This window comes from Enterobacter sp. AC1, from assembly GCF_050434705.1.
GTDB classification, from domain to species: Bacteria; Pseudomonadota; Gammaproteobacteria; order Enterobacterales; family Enterobacteriaceae; genus Enterobacter; species Enterobacter cloacae_L.
This window is the reverse complement of record NZ_JBNDIZ010000012.1, coordinates 1-21709: the sequence shown is the minus strand read 5'-3', so window position 1 is coordinate 21709 and position 21709 is coordinate 1. Positions and strand designations below refer to the sequence as shown.

The 21709-nt window shown below is 56.4% G+C and carries 18 protein-coding genes and 1 riboswitch; of the genes, 13 read left to right on the top strand and 5 right to left on the bottom strand.

Translation table 11 applies throughout. The features are described from left to right. Nucleotides 1-144: 144 nt before the first annotated feature. The 5 genes from M2433_RS22450 to M2433_RS22430 are packed head-to-tail and all read left to right on the top strand — an operon-like array spanning nt 145 to nt 5105. Nucleotides 145-1224, top strand: a complete 1080-nt coding sequence (locus tag M2433_RS22450; RefSeq protein WP_429057764.1) for a PTS fructose transporter subunit EIIC — start codon at nt 145-147, stop codon at nt 1222-1224. A gap of 14 nt (nt 1225-1238) precedes the next feature. Then, on the top strand, nt 1239-1559 hold the full coding sequence (locus M2433_RS22445; RefSeq protein WP_429057762.1) for a PTS fructose-like transporter subunit IIB: 321 nt from the start codon (nt 1239-1241) through the stop codon (nt 1557-1559). Nucleotides 1560-1610: 51 nt separating this feature from the next. Next, the gene (locus tag M2433_RS22440) at nt 1611-3905 is read left to right on the top strand and encodes a formate C-acetyltransferase (RefSeq protein ID WP_429057760.1); all 2295 of its coding nucleotides are present in this window, start codon (nt 1611-1613) and stop codon (nt 3903-3905) included. After that, nucleotides 3871-4746, top strand: a complete 876-nt coding sequence (locus M2433_RS22435) for a [formate-C-acetyltransferase]-activating enzyme (protein ID WP_429057759.1) — start codon at nt 3871-3873, stop codon at nt 4744-4746. The genes M2433_RS22440 and M2433_RS22435 overlap by 35 nt, the downstream gene beginning before the upstream one ends. 2 nt (nt 4747-4748) lie before the next feature. After that, complete coding sequence (locus tag M2433_RS22430) at nt 4749-5105, top strand: PTS fructose-like transporter subunit IIB (protein WP_429057757.1); 357 nt, start codon at nt 4749-4751, stop codon at nt 5103-5105. Here the strand turns inward: M2433_RS22430 and M2433_RS22425 are convergent. From M2433_RS22425 to argE, 3 genes are all read right to left on the bottom strand, one after another. Continuing rightward, nucleotides 5092-5940, bottom strand: a complete 849-nt coding sequence (locus M2433_RS22425) for a helix-turn-helix transcriptional regulator (RefSeq protein WP_429057756.1) — start codon at nt 5938-5940, stop codon at nt 5092-5094. The genes M2433_RS22430 and M2433_RS22425 overlap by 14 nt on opposite strands. Nucleotides 5941-5995: 55 nt before the next feature. Further along, nucleotides 5996-8647 (bottom strand): phosphoenolpyruvate carboxylase, encoded by a 2652-nt coding sequence (gene ppc, locus M2433_RS22420; RefSeq protein WP_429057754.1) that lies wholly within the window; start codon nt 8645-8647, stop codon nt 5996-5998. Nucleotides 8648-8955: 308 nt separating this feature from the next. Next, nucleotides 8956-10107, bottom strand: coding sequence for an acetylornithine deacetylase (gene argE / locus M2433_RS22415; protein WP_023309677.1), 1152 nt, complete (start codon nt 10105-10107; stop codon nt 8956-8958). 88 nt (nt 10108-10195) lie between these two features. Between argE and argC the strand changes: the two genes are divergently transcribed. The 4 genes from argC to oxyR all read left to right on the top strand — a co-directional run bounded on the left by argC (nt 10196) and on the right by oxyR (nt 14671). Then, the gene (gene argC / locus M2433_RS22410; protein WP_429057752.1) at nt 10196-11200 is read left to right on the top strand and encodes an N-acetyl-gamma-glutamyl-phosphate reductase; all 1005 of its coding nucleotides are present in this window, start codon (nt 10196-10198) and stop codon (nt 11198-11200) included. Between the two features lie 6 nt (nt 11201-11206). After that, the gene (argB, locus tag M2433_RS22405; protein ID WP_128568645.1) at nt 11207-11983 is read left to right on the top strand and encodes an acetylglutamate kinase; all 777 of its coding nucleotides are present in this window, start codon (nt 11207-11209) and stop codon (nt 11981-11983) included. Nucleotides 11984-12057: 74 nt separating this feature from the next. After that, the gene (gene argH / locus M2433_RS22400) at nt 12058-13431 is read left to right on the top strand and encodes an argininosuccinate lyase (RefSeq protein WP_429057751.1); all 1374 of its coding nucleotides are present in this window, start codon (nt 12058-12060) and stop codon (nt 13429-13431) included. Nucleotides 13432-13744: 313 nt separating this feature from the next. Next, nucleotides 13745-14671: a DNA-binding transcriptional regulator OxyR gene (oxyR, locus tag M2433_RS22395; RefSeq protein WP_429057749.1), complete on the top strand. Its 927-nt coding sequence runs from the start codon at nt 13745-13747 to the stop codon at nt 14669-14671. Here oxyR and sthA read toward each other — a convergent pair. Further along, nucleotides 14645-16045 carry a Si-specific NAD(P)(+) transhydrogenase gene (gene sthA, locus M2433_RS22390; RefSeq protein WP_003862057.1) on the bottom strand — a complete coding sequence of 467 codons (1401 nt, stop codon included), beginning with the start codon at nt 16043-16045 and terminating at the stop codon, nt 14645-14647. The two genes, oxyR and sthA, sit on opposite strands and share 27 nt — an antisense overlap. Before the next feature lie 196 nt (nt 16046-16241). On the opposite strand from sthA, the gene fabR reads away from it, so the two are divergent. Continuing rightward, entirely contained in the window at nt 16242-16880 is a 639-nt protein-coding gene (fabR, locus tag M2433_RS22385) for an HTH-type transcriptional repressor FabR (protein ID WP_008501784.1), read from the top strand. A gap of 9 nt (nt 16881-16889) precedes the next feature. Continuing rightward, nucleotides 16890-17249 carry a YijD family membrane protein gene (locus M2433_RS22380; protein WP_042713638.1) on the top strand — a complete coding sequence of 120 codons (360 nt, stop codon included), beginning with the start codon at nt 16890-16892 and terminating at the stop codon, nt 17247-17249. Between the two features lie 79 nt (nt 17250-17328). Here M2433_RS22380 and trmA read toward each other — a convergent pair whose 3' ends face one another. Further along, nucleotides 17329-18429 (bottom strand): tRNA (uridine(54)-C5)-methyltransferase TrmA, encoded by a 1101-nt coding sequence (trmA, locus tag M2433_RS22375; protein WP_429057746.1) that lies wholly within the window; start codon nt 18427-18429, stop codon nt 17329-17331. A 104-nt stretch (nt 18430-18533) separates the two neighbouring features. Further along, nucleotides 18534-18709: riboswitch (cobalamin riboswitch) on the top strand. A 66-nt stretch (nt 18710-18775) separates the two neighbouring features. Here trmA and btuB point away from each other — a divergent pair. Beyond that, a complete protein-coding gene (gene btuB / locus M2433_RS22370; protein ID WP_429057745.1) occupies nt 18776-20614 on the top strand; it encodes a TonB-dependent vitamin B12 receptor BtuB in 1839 nt (612 codons plus the stop codon). Continuing rightward, nucleotides 20559-21410 (top strand): glutamate racemase, encoded by an 852-nt coding sequence (gene murI / locus M2433_RS22365; RefSeq protein ID WP_429057743.1) that lies wholly within the window; start codon nt 20559-20561, stop codon nt 21408-21410. Before btuB ends, murI begins: the two co-directional genes overlap by 56 nt. The last annotated feature ends 299 nt before the right edge of the window (nt 21411-21709 follow it).

Here is a 21709-nt window from a genome sequence, read left to right as displayed (position 1 = left end):
TTATCCGAAATGTCGAGGCGGATCGCATTTTCATTTTGACATTACAAAAATCCAGTAAATGGCCTTTTTGTCTCCTGTCCGCCGTCTTCCTGATTGCCTATTGTTTGCCACAACATCTTTATGGTTTTAGGCCAGGAGCGACATATGAAAGAGTTGGTGCATATTCTCAAGAACACGCGGCAGCATCTGATGACCGGGGTGTCGCACATGATCCCGTTCGTGGTCGCGGGCGGTATCTTGCTGGCGGTTTCGGTCATGCTGTACGGCAAGGGCGCGGTACCGGATGCCGCAACCGATCCCAACCTCAAAAAGCTATTCGATATCGGCGTAGCGGGGTTAACGCTGATGGTGCCCTTCCTGGCCGCCTATATTGGCTATTCCATCGCCGAGCGCGCCGCGCTTGCTCCCTGCGCTATTGCCGCGTGGGTTGGCAACAGCTTCGGCGCGGGTTTCTTCGGTGCCATTATTGCCGGGATCCTCGGCGGGATTGTGGTCTGGTATCTGAAAAAACTGCCGGTTCCGAAAGTGCTGCGATCCGTCATGCCTATCTTCATCATCCCTATCATCGGCACCTTTGTTACTGCAGGCATCATGATGTGGGGTCTGGGCGAACCGGTTGGTGCGTTGACGACGGGCTTAACCCAGTGGCTACAAGGGATGCAGCAGGGCAGCATCGTCGTGTTGGCCATCATTATGGGGTTGATGCTGGCCTTCGACATGGGTGGCCCGATTAATAAAGTCGCCTATGCCTTCATGCTGATCTGCGTTGCTCAGGGCGTCTACACCGTGGTGGCGATTGCGGCGGTAGGCATCTGCGTGCCTCCTCTGGGCTTAGGTCTGGCGACGCTGATTAACCGCAAAAACTTTACCGCTGAAGAACGCGAAGCGGGCAAGGCGGCGCTGGTAATGGGCTGTGTGGGGGTCACCGAAGGGGCCATTCCGTTCGCCGCAGCCGATCCTCTGCGTGTCATACCCTCCATCATGCTCGGCTCCGCGTGCGGTGCGGTGACGGCCGCCGTGATGGGCGCGCAGTGCTACGCCGGATGGGGCGGGCTCATCGTTCTGCCGGTAGTCGAAGGCAAGCTGGGCTACATCGCGGCGGTCGCTGTCGGGTCTGTGGTGACGGCCATTAGCGTCAACGTGCTGAAGAGTATTGCCCGTAAGAATGCAAAACAGGTCGAGGAAAATGAGGATGACCTGGATCTGGATTTCGAAATTAACTGAGTGAGGAAGAGAACATGGCCCGAATTATCGCAGTAACAGCATGCCCGTCAGGCGTTGCCCATACCTACATGGCGGCCGAAGCGCTGGAAAGCGCCGCTAAAGCCAAAGGCTGGGAAGTGAAGGTTGAAACGCAGGGGTCGATTGGTCTGGAGAACGAACTGACGGCAGAAGACGTTGCCGCCGCAGATATGGTGATTCTGACCAAAGATATCGGCATTAAGTTCGAAGAACGTTTTACCGGGAAAACTATCGTGCGCGTCAACATCAGCGACGCGGTAAAACGCGCTGACACCATCATGAACAAAATTGATGCCCACCTGGCGCAAACCGCCTGACGCTCTCCCGCCCTTCGGGGCGGGCTCGTTTTCCGTTACAGGAGTTCCCTCATGACGAATCGCACCCAGCGTTTGAAAGACGCACTTTTTGCCAATCCGCGTGAAATCTCGCTTGAGCGTGCTTTGCTCTACACCGCCAGCCATCAGCAGACGGAGGGCGAGCCGGTTATCCTCAGGCGCGCAAAAGCCACGGCGTACATTCTTGACCATGTGAATATCGCGATTCGTGATGAGGAACTGATTGCCGGAAACCGGACCGTTAAACCGCGTGCGGGCATCATGTCTCCTGAGATGGATCCGTACTGGCTGCTTAAGGAGCTGGACCAGTTTTCCACGCGTCCGCAGGACCGCTTCGAGATCGGCGAAGAGGATAAACAGATCTACCGTGACGTGCTGTATCCCTATTGGGAAAAACGGTCGATGAAGGATTTCATCAACAGCCAGATGACGGATGAGGTGAAAGCCGCTGTGGGGACGCAAATTTTCAGCGTCAACCAGACGGACAAAGGACAGGGGCATATCATTATTGATTATCCGCGCCTGCTCAATAACGGCCTGGGTACGCTGGTGGAGGAATTGCGCGAACACTGCGCCCGCGATGCGCAGAACGCGTTCTATGCCGCCGCGCTGATTCTGCTTGAAGCGTCCCAGCGTCATATTCTGCGCTATGCGGCATTGGCCGACGAGCTGGCCGAACACAGCAATACGTCACGGCGTGAAGAATTACGGAAGATGGCAGAAATCTCGCGCCACAACGCGCAGCATAAGCCACAAACGTTCTGGCAGGCGTCTCAGCTTTTCTGGTATATGAACGTCATTTTGCAATACGAATCCAACGCCAGCTCGCTCTCCATCGGGCGCTTTGACCAGTACATGCTGCCCTTTTATCAGGCCTCGCTCACACAGGGCGACGAGCCCGCGTTCCTGAAAGAGATTCTGGAATCGCTGTGGGTGAAGTGCAATGACGTGGTGCTTTTACGCTCGACCAGCAGCGCCCGCTATTTTGCCGGGTTCCCGACCGGGTATACCGCACTATTGGGCGGTCTGACGGAGAGCGGGCGTAGCGCGGTGAACGTGCTTTCCTTCCTGTGTCTGGATACCTACCAAAGCGTTCAGCTTCCTCAGCCGAACCTCGGCGTGCGGGTTAACGAACTTATCGACCGGCCCTTCCTGCTTAAAACGGCGGAGACAATCCGCCTGGGCACCGGCATCCCGCAGATCTTCAATGATGAAGTGGTGGTGCCTGCTTTCCTCAATCGGGGGGTGTCGCTGGAAGATGCACGTGATTACGCGGTGGTTGGCTGTGTAGAACTGTCAATTCCGGGGAAAACCTACGGTCTGCACGATATCGCGATGTTTAACCTGCTGAAAGTGATGGAAATCGCGATGCAGGAGAACGAAGGCAATGCAGCGCTGAGTTATGAAGGCTTGCTGGAGCACATTCGGGCCAAAATTAATCACTACATTGCGCTGATGGTTGAGGGGAGCAATATCTGCGATATCGGCCATCGTGACTGGGCTCCGGTGCCGTTGCTCTCTTCTTTTATCAGCGATTGTCTGGATGCGGGAAAAGACATTACCGACGGTGGCGCGCGCTATAACTTCTCCGGCGTGCAGGGGATCGGGATAGCCAATCTGAGCGACTCGTTGCACGCCCTGAAAGGGCTGGTCTTTGAACAGCAGCGCTTAAGTTTTGACGAGCTGTTAGGCGTGTTAAGCGCTAACTTTGCCACGCCTGAGGGCAAAAAAATCCGGGCCCGGTTGATCAATCGCTTCGAAAAATACGGTAATGATATTGATGATGTCGACAACATCAGCGCTGAACTGCTGCGTCATTACTGTAAAGAGGTCGAAAAATACCGGAACCCGCGCGGCGGGCAGTTCACTCCGGGCTCTTATACCGTATCGGCACACGTGCCGCTCGGGGCGGTGGTGGGGGCAACACCCGATGGCCGCTTTGCCGGAGAGCAACTGGCAGACGGTGGGCTTTCGCCGATGCTTGGGCAAGATATGCAGGGCCCGACGGCGGTACTTAAATCGGTAAGTAAGCTGGATAACTATCTGTTATCTAACGGTACGCTGCTAAACGTTAAATTTACTCCTGCGACGCTGGAAGGCGATACCGGGCTGCAAAAGCTGGCGGATTTCCTTCGCGCCTTCACCCAGCTTAAGTTGCAGCATATCCAGTTCAACGTGGTGAACGCGGAGACACTGCGTGAAGCGCAGAAGCGTCCGCAGGACTTTGCCGGGCTGGTGGTGCGCGTTGCCGGATATAGCGCCTTCTTTGTTGAGTTATCGAAGGAGATCCAGGATGACATTATCCGCCGCACAGCGCATCAGCTGTGACGTGGTTGAAACGCGCGTCGACGTGGCGCGTATTTTCAACATCCAGCGCTACTCATTGAACGACGGACGCGGCATCCGCACGGTGGTTTTTTTTAAAGGCTGCCCTCACCGCTGTCCGTGGTGCGCGAATCCAGAGTCGATTTCGCCGAAAATCGAGACGGTGCGACGGGAGAGTAAATGCCTGCGCTGTGCTCCCTGCCTGCGGGATGCTGAGGAGTGCCCTTCCGGCGCGTTCGAGCACATTGGGCGCGATGTGACGCTGGATGCGCTGGAAAACGAGGTAATGAAAGACGATATCTTCTTTCGTTCCTCGGGAGGCGGGGTGACGCTTTCCGGCGGGGAAGTGTTGCTGCAGGCACCTTTTGCGACACGGTTTTTACAGAGGCTGCGTCGTTACGGCGTGCATACGGCCATCGAAACGGCGGGGGATGCGCCTTTGTCCCGATTAATGCCGCTGGCTCGCCAGTGCGATGAAGTGCTGTTTGATTTGAAGATCATGGACGCGGAGCAGGCGCACTCGCGGGTGGCAATGAACCTGCCCAGAGTGTTGCATAATTTTATACAGCTGGTGGCAGAGGGGATAAACGTGATCCCTCGCGTGCCGCTTATTCCGGGCTATACGCTCAACGAAGCGAACATGGCGCGCGTGCTGGCGTTTCTGCTACCTTCGGGAATACGGCAGCTGCATTTACTGCCGTTCCATCAGTTTGGAGAGCCGAAATACCGCCTGCTGGGGCAGAAGTGGGATATGCGGCAGGTGGCTCCGCCGACGGAAGAAGAGGTGTCAGCTATTCGTCTGATGGCGGAACGTGAAGGATTTCAGGTCACCGTAGGAGGTTGAGAATGACAGTGCTAACGGGGCGTCATCTGGTGGCGGTGACCGCGTGCGTCAGCGGCGTCGCACATACCTATATGGCCGCCGAACGGCTGGAGAAAATTTGCCAGCAGGAGAAATGCAGTGTTCTCATTGAAACGCAGGGCGCACTGGGCGTTGAGAATGCGCTAACGGATGACGATATTCGCCGCGCCGATGTGGTATTGCTGATCGCGGATATCGAACTGGCGGAAAGCGAACGCTTTGAAAACGCACGCTACGTGAAGTGCGGAATTAATGCTTTTTTACGCGATCCGCAGAAGGTGATGGGCGCAGTACGAAAATTGCTATCCGCTCCGCAGCATACTCAGGTCATTCTGGATTAGCGGTCTTCCCGGTGAGCTGGCTGTGATACTGGCGACGGTATTCTGAAGGCGAACGCTCCGTGTTCTTGCGAAATAACCGGCAGAAATAGTTGCTATCGACAAATCCGCAGGCATGCGCCACTTCTTTCACTTTTAAATCATACCCTTTCAACAGCTGGCGCGCGTGTTCCAGCCGGGTATGCGTCAGATACTCATTGAAACCCACTGCGCCCGTTTTCTGAAACAGATGCGACAGGTAGTTTGGGGAGATATAAAACGCCTGCGCGACGGATTCCCGGGTAAGCGGAGTGGCGTAGTGTTCATCGATGTAAACCCTGATGGCTTCGAACAGGGCCTGACTGCGGGTGGCGGTCTGGATCTGACTGCCCAGCAGGTCAACACAGTGGCTAAGCAGGCTGGCGACAATCAGCCGTGCGGTTTGCTGCTCGTGCGGTTGCATCTGCATTTCATGCAGCGTCTGTAAAAGAAGCGATCCAATGCGCGGTCCGCGGCGGGCAACGTGCTGCTTCGCCAGATTTCGGACTTCTACACCGTCCCAGTGCAAAAGGCTAAACCCAAGCTGCTGTTTGCCAAACAGGATGCTCAACGTCGTCGCGGGCGTTTGCCATTGCGGATCGTTCCATCCGCCAGCCGGAACGTATAAAACGTCACCCTGCTGTAAAACACTCGCAGCCTGGTCTTTCACCGAGCCTTCGAGCACGATTTCCAGACGTGGGAAATCGACCTGCAGGGCAAGGTTGGGTGCGGAGGTGGCTGGGTTTGCAAAATGCACCTGACGCAGCGGCAAGGTGCCGTTGATCAGGTCATTCAGGATGTGGGGGATATCGTGGTGCATGGTGTGGATACCAGGGTATTGCCCGGCGGCGCTGGCGCTTGCCGGGCATAAAGCATTAACCGGTGTTACGCATACCCGCCGCAACGCCCGCAATCGTCACCATCAGCGCCTGTTCAACGCGTGGATCCGGCTCTTTCCCTTCTTCTTCCGCCAGGCGCGAACGGTGCAGCAGCTCTGCCTGCAGAACGTTCAGCGGGTCGGTATAGATGTTACGCAGCTGGATAGACTCGGCAATCCACGGCAGGTCTTCCATCAGGTGGGAATCGTTGGCGATATCCAGCACCACCTTGATGTCGCCTTGCAGCAGCTCGCGCAGCTCTTTGCCCAGCGCCCACAGCTCAGGCTTCACCAGACGCTGATCGTAGTATTCCGCCAGCCACAGGTCGGCTTTTGAGAAGACCATTTCCAGCATACCCAGGCGGGTAGAGAAGAACGGCCAGTCGCGACACATGGTTTCCAGCTCGCTCTGTTTACCGTCTTCCACCACTTTTTGCAGCGCGGCGCCGGCACCCAGCCAGGCGGGCAGCATCAGGCGGTTCTGCGTCCAGGCGAAGATCCATGGAATAGCGCGCAGAGACTCGACGCCACCGGTCGGGCGGCGCTTAGCAGGGCGCGAGCCCAGAGGCAGTTTACCCAGCTCCTGCTCAGGCGTTGCCGAGCGGAAGTAAGGGACGAAATCTTTGTTCTCACGCACGTAGCCGCGGTACAGATCGCAGGAGATATCCGACAGCTCGTCCATGATGCGGCACCAGGAGTCTTTCGGCTCCGGCGGCGGCAGCAGGTTCGCCTCCAGAATGGCGCTGGTATAAAGCGACAGGCTGCTGATGGTCACTTCAGGCAGGCCATACTTGAAGCGGATCATCTCGCCCTGTTCGGTGACGCGCAGGCCGCCTTTCAGGCTTCCCGGCGGCTGCGACAGCAGAGCCGCGTGAGCCGGCGCGCCGCCACGGCCAATTGAGCCACCGCGTCCGTGGAACAGCGTCAGCTCAATGCCGGCTTTCTCACAGGTTTTGATCAGCGCGTCCTGCGCCTGATACTGCGCCCAGGATGCCGCCATTACGCCCGCATCTTTTGCGGAGTCGGAATAGCCAATCATTACCATCTGTTTGCCCTGAATAAAGCCGCGATACCAGTCGATGTTCAGCAGCTGGGTCATGACGTCGTTGGCATTGTTCAGGTCGTCGAGGGTTTCAAACAGCGGTGCGACCGGCAGAGCATAGTCGATACCGGCTTCTTTCAGCAGAAGGTGAACGCCCAGCACATCGGACGGAGTTTTCGCCATGGAGATCACATAGGCAGCCACCGATCCTTTCGGCGCGTCGACGATCGCTTTACAGGTGTTGAGCACCTCGCGGGTGTCGTTGCTTGGCTCCCAGTTGCGCGGCAGAAGAGGGCGCTTCGAGTTCAGTTCGCGGATCAGGAAGGCCTGTTTATCGGCTTCGGACCAGCTTTCATAATCGCCAATGCCGAGATAGCGGGTCAGCTCGCCCAGGGCTTCGGTATGGCGGGTACTTTCCTGACGCACGTCGATGCGCACCAGCGGCACGCCAAAACACTTCACGCGACGCAGGGTGTCGAGCAGTTCGCCGTTGGCGATGATGCCCATCCCGCAGGCCTGCAGCGATTTATAACAAGCGTAGAGCGGCTCCCAGAGCTGTTCGTTCTGGCTGAGCAGGCCTTCTGGTTTTGGCAGGCGCTGGCCTTTCAGACGCGCTTCCAGCCAGGCCTGAGTGGCCATCAGCTGACCGCGCAGTTTTTTCATAAGGAAACGGTACGGCTCGCTGGCGCCTTCTTCTCCGGCCAGCGCGCGCAGTTCCGGCGTCGCTTCAACCATCGACAGCTCGGAGATCAGAACCTGAATGTCCTTCAGGAACAGATCGGTCGCTTTCCAGCGGCTCAGCAGCAGGACGTGACGGGTGATTTCCGCGGTCACGTTCGGGTTGCCGTCGCGGTCGCCGCCCATCCAGGAGGTGAAACGGACCGGAACAAAGTCGACCGGCAGGCGGTAGCCCAGGTTCTCTTCCAGCTGCTCGTTCAGCTCGCGCAGGTAGTTAGGTACCCCTTCCCACAGGCTGTTTTCCACCACCGCAAAGCCCCATTTGGCTTCGTCGACCGGGCTTGGGCGATGCTTACGAATTTCATCGGTGTGCCAGGACTGGGCAATCAGCTGGCGCAGACGGCGCATCAGCTGGTTGCGTTCGTAGTCGGCAATGTCTTTATTATCCAACTGCTTGAGGCAGTTGTTCACTTCCACCATTTTGTGGATCAGGGTGCGACGGGTGATCTCGGTTGGGTGAGCGGTCAGCACCAGCTCCAGCGAAAGTGACTCCACCGCTTTTTTGATGGTGGCTTCGTTGAGATTGGGCTGGTCTTTCAGTTTACGAAGGGTGCGGGCAATGACTTCCGGGTTGCTGGCCGCTTCGCCGTTTGGCGAAATGCTGTGGTATTGCTCAGCGGTATTTGCCAGGTTCAGGAACTGGCTGAAGGCGCGTGCAACGGGCAGCAGCTCGTCGTTAGAGAGGTTCTGCAACGTTGTAAGCAGCTCCTGACGACTGGCCTCGTTACCTGAACGGGAAGATTTAGACAGCTTGCGGATGGTTTCAACGCGGTCGAGGATGTTCTCCCCCAACGCATCTTTGATGGTATCTCCAAGCACTTTGCCGAGCATACTGACATTACTACGCAACGCGGAATATTGTTCGTTCATAAAAACCCAGTCACCCCATCATTTTTGTTTATGCCCAATCGAAAATCTTTTGGACATTATTTTGTCATCTCCCTTTATAAAGCCACGTAAAACCCCCGTCGTCAATTGCTGCGAAAACGGTTCAGCAAACGAATAAATGTGGGCAATTTACGAAATTTAATTCGCTTCGCGTCAGATAAGAGATGCTTATGGGAATGTGACGGAGATCATGCGATTTACTCCCCTCACCCTAACCCTCTCCCCAAAGGGGAGAGGGTGTTCAAGTTCCCTCTCCCCTTTGGGGAGAGGGTTAGGGTGAGGGGCAGTTTTTAATGCCAGCAGAAGTGGTGCACAACCTGAGTAATCAGTTCGCGGGTAGGCTTGATGAAGCGGGTTTCCAGATATTCGTCCGGCTGGTGCGCCTGGTTGATCGAACCGGGGCCAAGGACCAGCGTCGGGCAAAGGGTCTGAATAAACGGCGCTTCGGTACAGTAGTTCACCACGTCGGTTTTTTCGCCGAGCAGCTTTTCCACCACTTCGACCAGCTGATGATCCGGCGGGCACTCATAGCCCGGGATCGGCGGATGCAGCTCAGAGACCGTCAGACGGCCCGGCCAGCGCTCGCTGACTGGGGCCAGCGCTTCATTCAGCAGGCCGTCGAGATCGCTCAGCGTCATGCCCGGCAGCGGGCGGATATCCATGTGCAGTTCGCAGCAGGCGCAAATACGATTGGAGGCATCGCCGCCGTGCAGGCTGCCGAGGTTCAGAGTCGGATACGGCACGGTGAACGCGTCGTAGTGGTAACGCTCTTTCAGGTCGTCGCGCAGGGTCATGATGCGGCCGATGGCGTCATGCATCAGCTCAATGGCGTTAACGCCGCGCGCCGGATCGCTGGAGTGGCCGGACTGGCCCAGCACGCGCACGGCGGTAGAGATATGGCCTTTATGCGCACGGATTGGCTGCAGAGACGTTGGCTCGCCGATGATGGCGCAATCCGGGCGAATTGACGTGTTTTCAGAGAAGTAGCGCGCGCCTGCCATGCTGGTCTCTTCATCGGCGGTCGCCAGGATGTAGAGCGGTTTTTTCAGCTTCGTCACGTCCACGTCACGCAGCGCGTCGAGGATAAAGGCGAAGAAGCCTTTCATGTCGGCGGTGCCCAGGCCGTAGAGCTTGTTGTCGTGCTCGGTCAGCGTGAACGGGTCGCGCGTCCAGCGGCCATCGTCAAACGGTACGGTGTCGGTATGACCGGCCAGCAGCAGGCCGCCCGCACCGGTACCGGTGCTGGCGAGCAGGTTGAATTTGTGGCGTGTTCCGGGGACGGGCTGAACCTCAACGTTAAACCCAAGATCGCTAAACCAACCCGCCAGCAGATTGATTAAAGACTCATTGCTCTGATCCAGCGCTTCTTCCGTTGCGCTGATGGACGGAGTGGCAATCAGGGCGCGGTAGATCTCGATAAATGGCGGTAAGTTCATTTTCATTGTTGACACACCTTAGGTCGTGATAGTATCAATATTCATGCAATAAATGTGAATAAAAATACATTAACGTTGAGCATAAAGGAACCCGATGTTGAATACGCTGATTGTAGGCGCTAGCGGTTATGCGGGCGCAGAGCTTGTAAGCTACGTGAATCGCCATCCACATATGACCATAACCGCTTTGACCGTGTCAGCGCAAAGCAATGATGCAGGAAAGTTAATTTCCGATTTGCATCCGCAGCTTAGGGGCATTGTCGATCTGCCGCTGCAGCCCATGTCTGACATCAGCGAGTTTACCGACGGCGTCGACGTGGTGTTTTTAGCCACCGCGCACGAGGTCAGCCACGACCTGGCGCCGCAGTTTCTGGCGGCTGGCTGCGTAGTCTTCGATCTCTCCGGCGCGTTCCGCGTTAACGACGGCGCGTTTTACGAAAAATATTATGGTTTCACCCATCAGCACCCGGATCTGCTTGAAAAAGCGGTGTACGGCCTGGCGGAGTGGAGCGCAGAGAAACTGAAAGAAGCGAACCTGATTGCCGTGCCGGGCTGTTACCCGACGGCGGCGCAGCTTTCCCTGAAGCCGCTGATCGACGCGGGCCTGCTGGATCTCAACCAGTGGCCGGTGATCAACGCCACCAGCGGCGTGAGCGGAGCAGGGCGCAAGGCCGCTATCTCCAACAGCTTCTGCGAAGTGAGCCTTCAGCCCTATGGCGTGTTTAATCACCGCCATCACCCTGAAATCACCACCCATCTGGGCGCGGACGTTATTTTCACGCCGCATCTGGGCAGCTTCCCGCGCGGGATCCTCGAAACCATTACCTGCCGACTGAAGCCTGGCGTAACCAAAGAGCAGGTGAGCGAGGCCTTCACGCAGGCGTACGCGGATAAACCGCTGGTACGTCTGTACGACAAAGGCGTGCCGGCGCTGAAAAACGTGGTTGGCCTGCCATTCTGCGATATCGGCTTTGCCGTGCAGGGCGAGCACCTGATTGTGGTGGCCGCAGAAGATAACTTACTCAAAGGCGCTGCCGCACAGGCAATGCAGTGTGCAAATATTCGTTTCGGTTTCCCGGAAACGCAGGCTCTTATTTAAGGTGTGATGATGAACCCATTAATTATCAAACTCGGTGGTGTACTGCTGGACAGCGAAGAAGCGCTGGAGCGTCTGTTTACCGCGCTGGTGAACTATCGCGAATCACATCAGCGTCCGCTGGTGATTGTCCACGGCGGCGGCTGCGTGGTGGACGAGCTGATGAAAGGGCTCAACCTGCCGGTGAAAAAGAAGAACGGCCTGCGCGTCACGCCTGCCGATCAGATCGACATCATTACCGGTGCGCTGGCGGGTACGGCGAACAAAACGCTGCTGGCGTGGGCGAAGAAACACCACATTGCCTCCGTTGGCCTCTATCTGGGCGATGGCGACAGCGTAAAAGTGACCCAGCTCGACGAAGCGCTCGGCCACGTTGGACTGGCACAGCCGGGTTCGCCTAAGCTGATTAACACGCTGCTGGAAGGCGGTTTCCTGCCGGTAGTGAGCTCTATCGGTGTGACCGAAGAGGGCGAGCTGATGAACGTCAACGCGGACCAGGCGGCGACTGCCCTGGCGGCAACGTTGGGTGCGGACCTGATCCTGCTCTCCGACGTGAGCGGCATTCTGGACGGTAAAGGCCAGCGCATTGCGGAAATGACCGCCGCCAAAGCCGAGCAGCTGATCGAACAGGGCATTATTACCGACGGCATGATTGTTAAAGTGAACGCCGCGCTGGATGCGGCGCGTACGCTGGGCCGCCCGGTGGATATCGCCTCATGGCGTCACGCGGAGCAGCTTCCGGCGCTGTTTAACGGCACGCCGATTGGCACGCGTATTTTAGCCTAAGTTTTTATTGAATGACCGTAGGCCGGGTAAGCGTAGCGCCACCCGGCGGAACTAACGAATAAAGGAAGCATGTTATGGCACTTTGGGGTGGGCGTTTTACACAGGCAGCGGATCAGCGGTTCAAGCAGTTCAACGACTCTTTGCGCTTCGACTACCGCCTGGCCGAACAGGATATCGTCGGCTCTGTGGCCTGGTCCAAAGCGCTGGTGACGGTGGGCGTGCTGACCGCAGAGGAACAGCTGCAGCTGGAAGAGGCGCTCAATAATCTGCTGGAAGAAGTGCGTCTGGATCCGCAGCAAATCCTGCAGAGCGATGCCGAAGATATTCACAGCTGGGTGGAAAGCAAACTGATCGACAAAGTCGGTCAGTTGGGTAAAAAGCTGCACACCGGCCGTAGCCGTAACGACCAGGTCGCCACCGACCTGAAGCTGTGGTGTAAAGATACCGTTGGCGAACTGCTGGCGGCCAACCGTCAGCTGCAGAGTGCGCTGGTGGAGACCGCGCAGAACAACCAGGACGCGGTGATGCCGGGTTATACCCACCTGCAGCGCGCCCAGCCGGTGACCTTTGCGCACTGGTGTCTGGCCTACGTTGAGATGCTGGCGCGTGACGAAAGCCGTCTGCAGGATACCATGAAGCGCCTGGACGTCAGCCCGCTGGGCAGCGGCGCGCTGGCCGGTACGGCGTATGAAATTGATCGTGAACAGCTGGCAGGCTGGCTGGGCTTTGCCTCCGCCACCCGTAACAGCCTGGACAGCGTTTCTGACCGCGACCACGTGCTGGAGCTGCTCTCCAATGCCTCTATCGGGATGGTGCACCTGTCGCGCTTTGCCGAAGACCTGATCTTCTTTAACTCTGGCGAAGCGGGCTTTGTCGAGCTGTCCGACCGCGTGACCTCAGGCTCATCCCTGATGCCGCAGAAGAAAAACCCGGACGCACTGGAGCTGATCCGCGGCAAGTGTGGCCGCGTGCAGGGGGCGCTGACCGGCATGATGATGACCCTGAAAGGGCTGCCGCTGGCGTACAACAAAGATATGCAGGAAGATAAAGAAGGGCTGTTCGACGCGCTCGACACCTGGCTGGACTGTCTGCATATGGGCGCGCTGGTGCTGGACGGCATTCAGGTGAAGCGTCCGCGCTGTCAGGAAGCGGCGCAGCAGGGCTATGCGAACTCTACCGAACTGGCGGATTATCTGGTGGCGAAAGGCGTACCGTTCCGTGAAGCGCACCATATTGTGGGTGAAGCGGTGGTTGAAGCCATTCGCCAGGGTAAACCGCTGGAGGATCTGGCGCTTGCCGACCTGCAGAAATTCAGCGCGGTGATTGGAGACGATGTGTATCCGATTCTGGCGCTGCAGTCATGCCTGGACAAGCGTGCGGCGAAAGGCGGCGTGTCGCCGAAGCAGGTGTCGCAGGCGATTGCGGATGCGAAAAACCGGTTGGTTTGATTTGGTTTGAACCGTGCGGGCTGGTGCCCTCACCCCGGCCCTCTCCCACAGGGAGAGGGAGAAAAACGGAGCCCGGCTTAGCGCTGGGTTTTTTTTGCCAAAAAAAAGCGGACCACGGGGTCCGCAAAAGTTCACGTTGGCTTTAGTTGTTCGAGTTTTGAGAGAAACTCGATGACGGTGCGGGGACGTCAAGGGTCAAACACGTGCCGCCTCGTCTATGTGGCGTATTATTCAACAGAATGCTTGATAGGGATAATCGTTCATTGCTATGCTATCTATCGCCATGAACTATCGTGGCGACGGAGGATGAATAATGAATATTCGTGATCTTGAATACCTGGTAGCGCTAGCCGAGCATCGTCACTTTCGCCGCGCGGCAGATTCCTGCCACGTCAGCCAGCCCACGCTGAGCGGTCAGATCCGCAAGCTGGAAGACGAGCTGGGCGTGATGCTGCTGGAGCGCACCAGTCGTAAGGTTCTGTTCACACAGGCAGGTCTGCTGCTGGTGGATCAGGCGCGCACCGTGCTGCGCGAGGTCAAAGTGCTCAAGGAAATGGCAAGCCAGCAGGGGGAGGCGATGTCCGGCCCTCTGCATATCGGCCTGATCCCAACCGTTGGCCCGTACCTGTTGCCGCACATCATCCCGATGCTGCACCAGACGTTCCCGAAACTCGAAATGTACCTGCATGAAGCGCAAACGCATCAGCTGCTGGCGCAGTTAGATAGCGGCAAGCTCGACTGCGCCATTCTGGCGCTGGTGAAAGAGAGCGAAGCCTTTATTGAAGTGCCGCTGTTCGATGAGCCGATGATGCTGGCGATCTATGAAGATCACCCGTGGGCGAACCGCGATCGCGTGCCGATGGCCGATCTGGCCGGTGAAAAGCTGCTAATGCTGGAAGACGGCCACTGTCTGCGCGATCAGGCGATGGGCTTCTGCTTCGAAGCGGGTGCGGATGAGGATACCCATTTCCGCGCAACCAGCCTGGAAACGCTGCGTAATATGGTCGCGGCGGGAAGCGGTATCACGCTGCTGCCCGCGCTGGCGGTACCGCGCGAGCGTAAACGTGATGGCGTGGTCTATCTGCCGTGCATTAAGCCGGAACCGCGTCGTACGATTGGCCTGGTGTATCGCCCAGGTTCACCGCTGCGCAGCCGCTATGAGCAGCTGGCAGAGGCCATCCGTGGTTCGATGGATGGCCATTTTGACAGCGCGTTAAAACAGGCGGTTCAGACCGTTTAGTGCCGCAACCCGATAGGCTTCCGCCATGGTCGGGTAGTTGAAGGTGGTGTTAACGAAGTACTCAATGGTGTTACCACCACCTTTCTGCTCCATGATTGCCTGGCCGATATGAATGATTTCCGCCGCGCGTTCACCGAAGCAGTGAATCCCGAGGATCTCTTTCGTCTCGCGATGGAACAGGATCTTCAGCGTACCCACGCTCATCCCCACGATTTGCGCCCGCGCCAGATGTTTGAACTGCGCACGTCCCACCTCGTAAGGTACCTTCATGGCCGTCAGCTGCTGCTCGGTTTTCCCGACAGAACTGATTTCCGGGATGGTATAGATGCCCGTCGGAATATCTTCGATAAGATGCGCCGTTGCTTCGCCTTTCACCAGCGCCTGAGCCGCAATGCGGCCCTGATCGTAAGCGGCAGAGGCCAGGCTCGGGTAGCCGATCACGTCGCCGACCGCGTAAACGTGCGGCAGCGCGGTCTGGTACATGCTGTTGACCTTCAGCTGACCGCGGCTGTCGGTCTCAAGCCCGATATTTTCCAGCTGCAGCGAATCGGTGTTGCCGGTACGACCGTTGGCATACAGCAGGCAGTCGGCTTTCAGCTTCTTGCCGGACTTCAGGTGCATGATTACACCGTCGTCGCAGCCTTCAATCTTCTCGTACTCTTCGTTGTGGCGAATCACCACGCCGCTGTTCCAGAAGTGGTAGGAGAGAGAGTCTGACATCTCCTGATCGAGGAATGCCAGCAGGCGGTCGCGGGTGTTAATCAGGTCAACTTTGACCTCCATGCCCCGGAAGATTGACGCATATTCACAGCCAATAACGCCGGCGCCATAGATGATCACATGGCGCGGCTCATGGTGCAGGCTGAGGATTGAGTCGCTGTCGTAGATGCGCGGATGCGAGAAGTCCACGTCAGCCGGATGGTACGGGCGTGAACCGCAGGCAATCACGAATTTTTCAGCCGTGAGGGTTTCAACCGAACCGTCGTGGCATTCGAGCGCGAGCGTGTGTTCATCCACAAAATGCGCGTTGCCCTGCAAAATTTCACAATGGTTACGCTCATAAAACCCCTGACGCATGCGTGTCTGCTGGTTAATGACGGTATCCGCGTGATTCAGGATGTCAGCAAAGGATGAACGAAGAAGTCGGGAGTGGTCGCTGTAAAGAGGGTTCTGGTTAAATTCGATAATGCGGCTAACGGCGTGGCGGAGGGCTTTGGAAGGGATGGTGCCCCAGTGGGTGCAACCGCCGCCGACATTATGGTAGCGCTCGATGACCGCTACTCTGGCTCCCTGTTTTACCAGACCCATAGCAGCACCTTCGCCGCCGGGGCCGGAACCAATAACTATTGCGTCGTAATCGTAGGAATGTGGCATGGCAAGGCTTACCTGTTCTTATACATAAAAGCAACAGAATCATAACATCATTGCCGGAGTAACCCAATTATCGTTGTGCTTTTTTCCGGCAGTGGAGCACAAACCGCACGTAAACAATCATTCACAAAGCTGAGCAAACAGATTAATTTTATTCTCTGGTATAGTGCCATCAGGCCTTTGGAAGGATTCAACTATTGTGATGGGCGTTAGAGCACAACAAAAAGAGAAAACCCGGCGTTCGCTGGTGGAAGCCGCATTCAGTCAACTGAGTGCTGAGCGGAGTTTTGCCAGTTTGAGCCTGCGCGAAGTCGCACGCGAGGCCGGGATTGCGCCAACGTCTTTCTATCGTCATTTCCGTGATGTGGATGAACTGGGCCTGACCATGGTCGACGAGAGCGGCCTGATGCTGCGCCAGCTGATGCGCCAGGCGCGTCAGCGGATTGCAAAAGGAGGCAGCGTGATCCGCACCTCCGTCTCGACCTTTATGGAATTTATCGGCAATAACCCCAACGCGTTTCGTCTGCTTCTGCGCGAGCGCTCGGGCACATCGGCGGCGTTTCGTGCCGCCGTCGCGCGTGAAATTCAGCACTTCATCGCGGAACTTGCCGACTATCTGGAACTCGAAAACCATATGCCGCGTGCGTTTACTGAAGCACAGGCGGAGGCGATGGTGACGATTGTTTTCAGCGCGGGTGCCGAAGCGCTGGATGTCAGCATTGAACAACGCAAGCAGCTCGAAGAGCGACTGGTATTGCAGCTCAGGATGATCTCCAAAGGCGCGTACTACTGGTATCGCCGTGAACAAGAGAAACTGGCACATCAAACCGAAGAGTGAAGGTGAGTAATGAAACAGTCAGGTCAGGATAAAGGGACGCTGTTGCTGGCATTGATCGCTGGCTTATCCATTAACGGTACGTTTGCCGCTATTTTTAGCTCAATCGTTCCGTTTTCGATTTTCCCGCTTATTGCGCTGGTGCTGACGGTTTACTGCCTGCATCAACGTTACCTGAACCGCACCATGCCGGTGGGGTTACCGGGTCTGGCCGCCGCCTGCTTTATTCTGGGCGTCTTGCTGTATAGCACGGTGGTGCGCGCGGAGTATCCGGATATCGGCTCTAACTTCCTGCCTGCGGTACTGTCTGTGGCGCTGGTGTTCTGGATTGGCTCGCGCATGCGTAGCCGCAAGAGCCAGTTACCCGAGTAATGAATGATTTGTAGGGCAGGTAAGCGAAGCGCCACCTGCCAAAAACGCCGGATGGCGCTACGCTTATCCGGCCTACCGATCACCGTGCGGTAAGTAAAACACCGCACTCCATATGGTGCGTATACGGGAACTGATCGAACAGCGCCAGGCGTTCAACCTTGTGCGTCTGGCCTAACGTTTCCAGATTCTTGCACAGCGTCTCCGGGTTACAGGAGATGTACAAAATACGCGGATACGCCTGCACCATCTTCTCGGTTTCGCTGTCCAGGCCACTGCGCGGCGGGTCGACAAAAATTGTCTCACACTGGTAGCTTTTCAAATCGATCCCTTCCAGGCGGTTAAACGCCCGCACGCCGTTCATGGCCTGGGTAAACTCTTCAGCGGCCATACGAATGATCTGCACGTTGTCGATATGGTTGGCGGCAATGTTGTACTGCGCGGCGGCCACCGACGGCTTGGCGATTTCCGTGGCCAGGACGCGATCGAAGTTACGCGCCAGCGCCAGGGAGAAGTTGCCGTTACCGCAGTAGAGTTCAAGCAGGTCGCCCGTTGACCCTTCCGTTGCCTTCAGCGCCCACTCAAGCATCTGCACGTTCATTGCGGCGTTCGGCTGGGTGAAGCTGTTCTCGACCTGACGATAAACCATCTCTTTACCCGCCACCGGCAGACGCTCGTCGACGTAATCCTGATCCAGCATGATTTTGGTTTTTGTCGCGCGGCCGATCAGGTGAACGTTGATGTTTTGCGCACGCAGCGCATCGCGCAGCGCTTCTGCCTGCTCGCGCCACTCGTCATTCAGCGCTTTGTGGTACAGCAGGGAGACAATCGCCTGGTTGCTTTGCGTGGTCAGATAGTCAATCTGGAATAGCTTGTGGCGCAGCACCGGGTTATTGCGCACGCCTTCCATCATCAGCGTCATGAGCTGGTTGATTAATTCACTTGCCGCCGGGAAGCTGTCCACGCGAATGCGCGATTTCGTCTGCTGATCGAAAATGATGTGATACAGGTCATCACCGTCATGCCAGATGCGGAATTCGGCACGCATGCGGTAATGGCTGACAGGGGAGCGGAACACCTCGGGAACGGGCGCGTTGAACGGCGTCATCATACTTTGCAGGCGGACAACTTTCTCTGCCAGCTGCGCGTCGTACTGTTCTGTCGGGAGGTGTTCGGGGGTCATGATGCGTCCTGAGTGATAAAGAATTACGCGGGGATTGTAGGCATTGTTCAGGGGATGTCCAGATTTAATGGCTAATAGCTGTCTGGACATCTATACGTGTCTAATTGTAGCATTCTGTTTCCGGTCTCATGAGAGTGAAAAGGGAATCCAGTGTAAATCTGGAGCTGACGCGCAGCGGTAAAGACTGGCGGGATGAGCGTTGTAGACACTGTGAAAATGGGAAGTCTTCATCCTTTTAAAGCCACCTAGCCCGAAGACCTGCCGGGATCACGTCGCATTTGGTTTCATCATCGCGTGCTATCGATGGGGCCTGCGGCATCCTTCTTATATTGTGGATGCTTTAACAATGATTAAAAAAGTATCGCTGTTGACGGCGTTGTCCGTCACGGCATTTTCGGGCTGGGCGCAGGATAGCGCTGACTCGTTGGTGGTGACGGCAAATCGTTTTGAACAACCTGAAAAATCTATTCTGGCGGCAACCTCCGTTGTCACTCGTGCCGATATTGACCGCTGGCAGTCAACCTCGGTTCTGGATGTCATGCGCCGCCTGCCGGGTGTGGATACCGCGCAAAACGGCGGAATGGGACAGTCTTCTTCACTCTTTATTCGTGGCACAAACTCCAGCCATGTGCTTATCCTCGTCGACGGGATCCGCCTTAATCAGGCGGGTGTTACGGGGTCGTCCGATCTCAGCCAGTTCCCTATCGCGCTGGTGCAGCGAATCGAATACATTCGTGGCCCGCGTTCGGCGGTGTATGGCTCGGATGCGATTGGTGGCGTAGTGAACATCATTACCACCCGCGCCAAGGACGGTACGACTCTGAATGCAGGCGTAGGCTCGCACGGTTACCAAAATTACGGTGGCAGTACACAGCAGACGCTGGGTGACGCCACGCGCGTGACGCTGGCAGGGGATTACACGTATACCAAAGGCTTTGACGTGGTGGCGGACGGTAACAACGGCGGCGTTCCCCAAACCGATCGTGACGGCTACATGAATAAAACGATCTACGGTGCGCTGGAGCATGCGTTCTCCGATCAATGGAGCGGCTTCGTTCGCGGGTATGGCTACAGCAACCGTACTGCCTATGACGCTTATTACAGTCCAAACGCGCTGGTTGATACCCGGCAGCTATATAGCCAGACCTGGGATGCTGGACTGCGCTTCAACGAAGATATCTTCCATTCGCAATTGCTTTCCAGTTACAGCCACAGTAAGGATTTTAACTACGATCCGCATCTGGGTCGTTATGACTCCACGGCGACGCTGGATGAAATCAAACAGTACAACGTTCAGTGGACCAACTCCGTTGACGTCGGACACGGCAACATTGGCGCGGGTGTCGACTGGCAGAAGCAGAGTACAGAACCTAACACCAACTATGTGTCGAATGCCTACGACATTCGCAACACGGGCGTCTACCTGACCGGGTTGCAGCAGTTTGGTGACGTCACTCTGGAAGGGGCGGTTCGCAGCGACGACAACTCTCAGTTTGGTCGTCATGGCACCTGGCAGAGCAGTGCGAGCTGGGAGTTTATTGACGGCTATCGTTTCATTGCTTCTTATGGCACGGCTTATAAAGCGCCGAATCAGGGGCAACTCTACGGAATTTACGGCAATGACCGTCTTGATCCTGAAGAGAGCAAGCAGTGGGAAGGCGCGTTTGAAGGTCTGACGGCAGGCGTTAGCTGGCGGATATCCGGCTATCGTAATGACGTTGATAACCTCATCGACTTCAACAATAACCTCCTGGAGTATTACAACGTCGGCAAAGCGCGTATCAAAGGTATCGAAGCTACTGCGTCGTTTGATACGGGCCCGGTCATTCATACTGTGGGTTATGACTATGTCGATGCACGCAATGCGGCAACCAACCAGCTACTGGATCGTCGCGCTAAGCAGCAGGTGAAGTATCAGCTTGATACGCAAATTTATGATTTTGACTGGAGCCTGACTTATCACTATCTGGGAACGCGGTACGATACCGACTTCGGTACCTGGCCGAGTCAGAAGGTGAAAATGGGCGGCGTTAGCCTGTGGGATGTCGCAGTTTCGTATCCTGTCACCTCACACCTCACAGTTCGTGGTAAAATAGCCAACCTGTTCGATAAAGATTACGAGACAGTTTATGGCTACCAAACTGCAGGACGGGAATACACCTTGTCTGGCAGCTACACCTTCTAATCCGCTTCCCACCGTGCTGGTGTTTGATTCCGGCGTCGGTGGGCTTTCGGTCTATGATGAGATTCGGCATCTCCTGCCGGATCTCCATTACATCTACGCCTTCGATAACGTCGCGTTCCCGTATGGGGAAAAGAGCGAAGACTTTATTGTTGAGCGTGTGGTTGAAATCGTGACTGCGGTACAACAGCGCTATCCCCTGGCGCTGGTGGTTATTGCCTGCAATACGGCGAGCACGGTCTCCCTTCCTGCCCTGCGTGAAAAATTCCCGTTCCCGGTTGTGGGCGTTGTTCCGGCAATAAAGCCTGCTGCCCGCCTGACGGCGAACGGTATTGTGGGTTTGCTGGCAACGCGGGGTACGGTGAAGCGTCCTTATACCCGCGAGCTGATCGACCGTTTTGCTAACGAATGCCAGATTGCGATGCTCGGCTCGGCCGAGCTGGTAGAGATGGCCGAAGCGAAGCTGCATGGAAAGGCGGTATCACTCGAAGAGTTGCGTCGTATTCTTCGTCCATGGCTGCGGATGCCTGAACCACCGGATACCGTTGTGCTGGGCTGCACCCACTTCCCGCTATTACAGGAAGAGCTGTTAGAGGTACTCCCGGAGGGAACGCGCCTGGTGGATTCGGGGGCGGCTATCGCCCGTCGTACAGCCTGGCTGCTGGAACACGAAGCGCCGGATGCAAAATCTGCCGATGCGAATATCGCTTTTTGTATGGCAATCACCAAAGAGACCGAGCAACTTTTACCCGTTTTACGCCGTTATGGCTTTGAAACGCTCGAAAAACTGGCGCTGTAGCACGGTTTTGAGCAAAAAAGAGACGGTTGAACGTTTTTTTTAAAAGAGGGGTTGTCAACGTCTGAGAACTCCCTATAATGCGCCTCCACTGACACGGAACAACGGCTTACAGGCCGCCGGGTTAGCGGGGTTCAGAGATGAACGCCAACAGAGAAAAGCGAAAATAATCACTTGACTCTGAATGAGGAAAACGTAATATACGGGACCTCGCAACGGTGAGCTGAAAGCCGCGTTGCAACTGCTCTTTAACAATTTATCAGACAATCTGTGTGGGCACTCAAAGTGACATGGATTCTTAA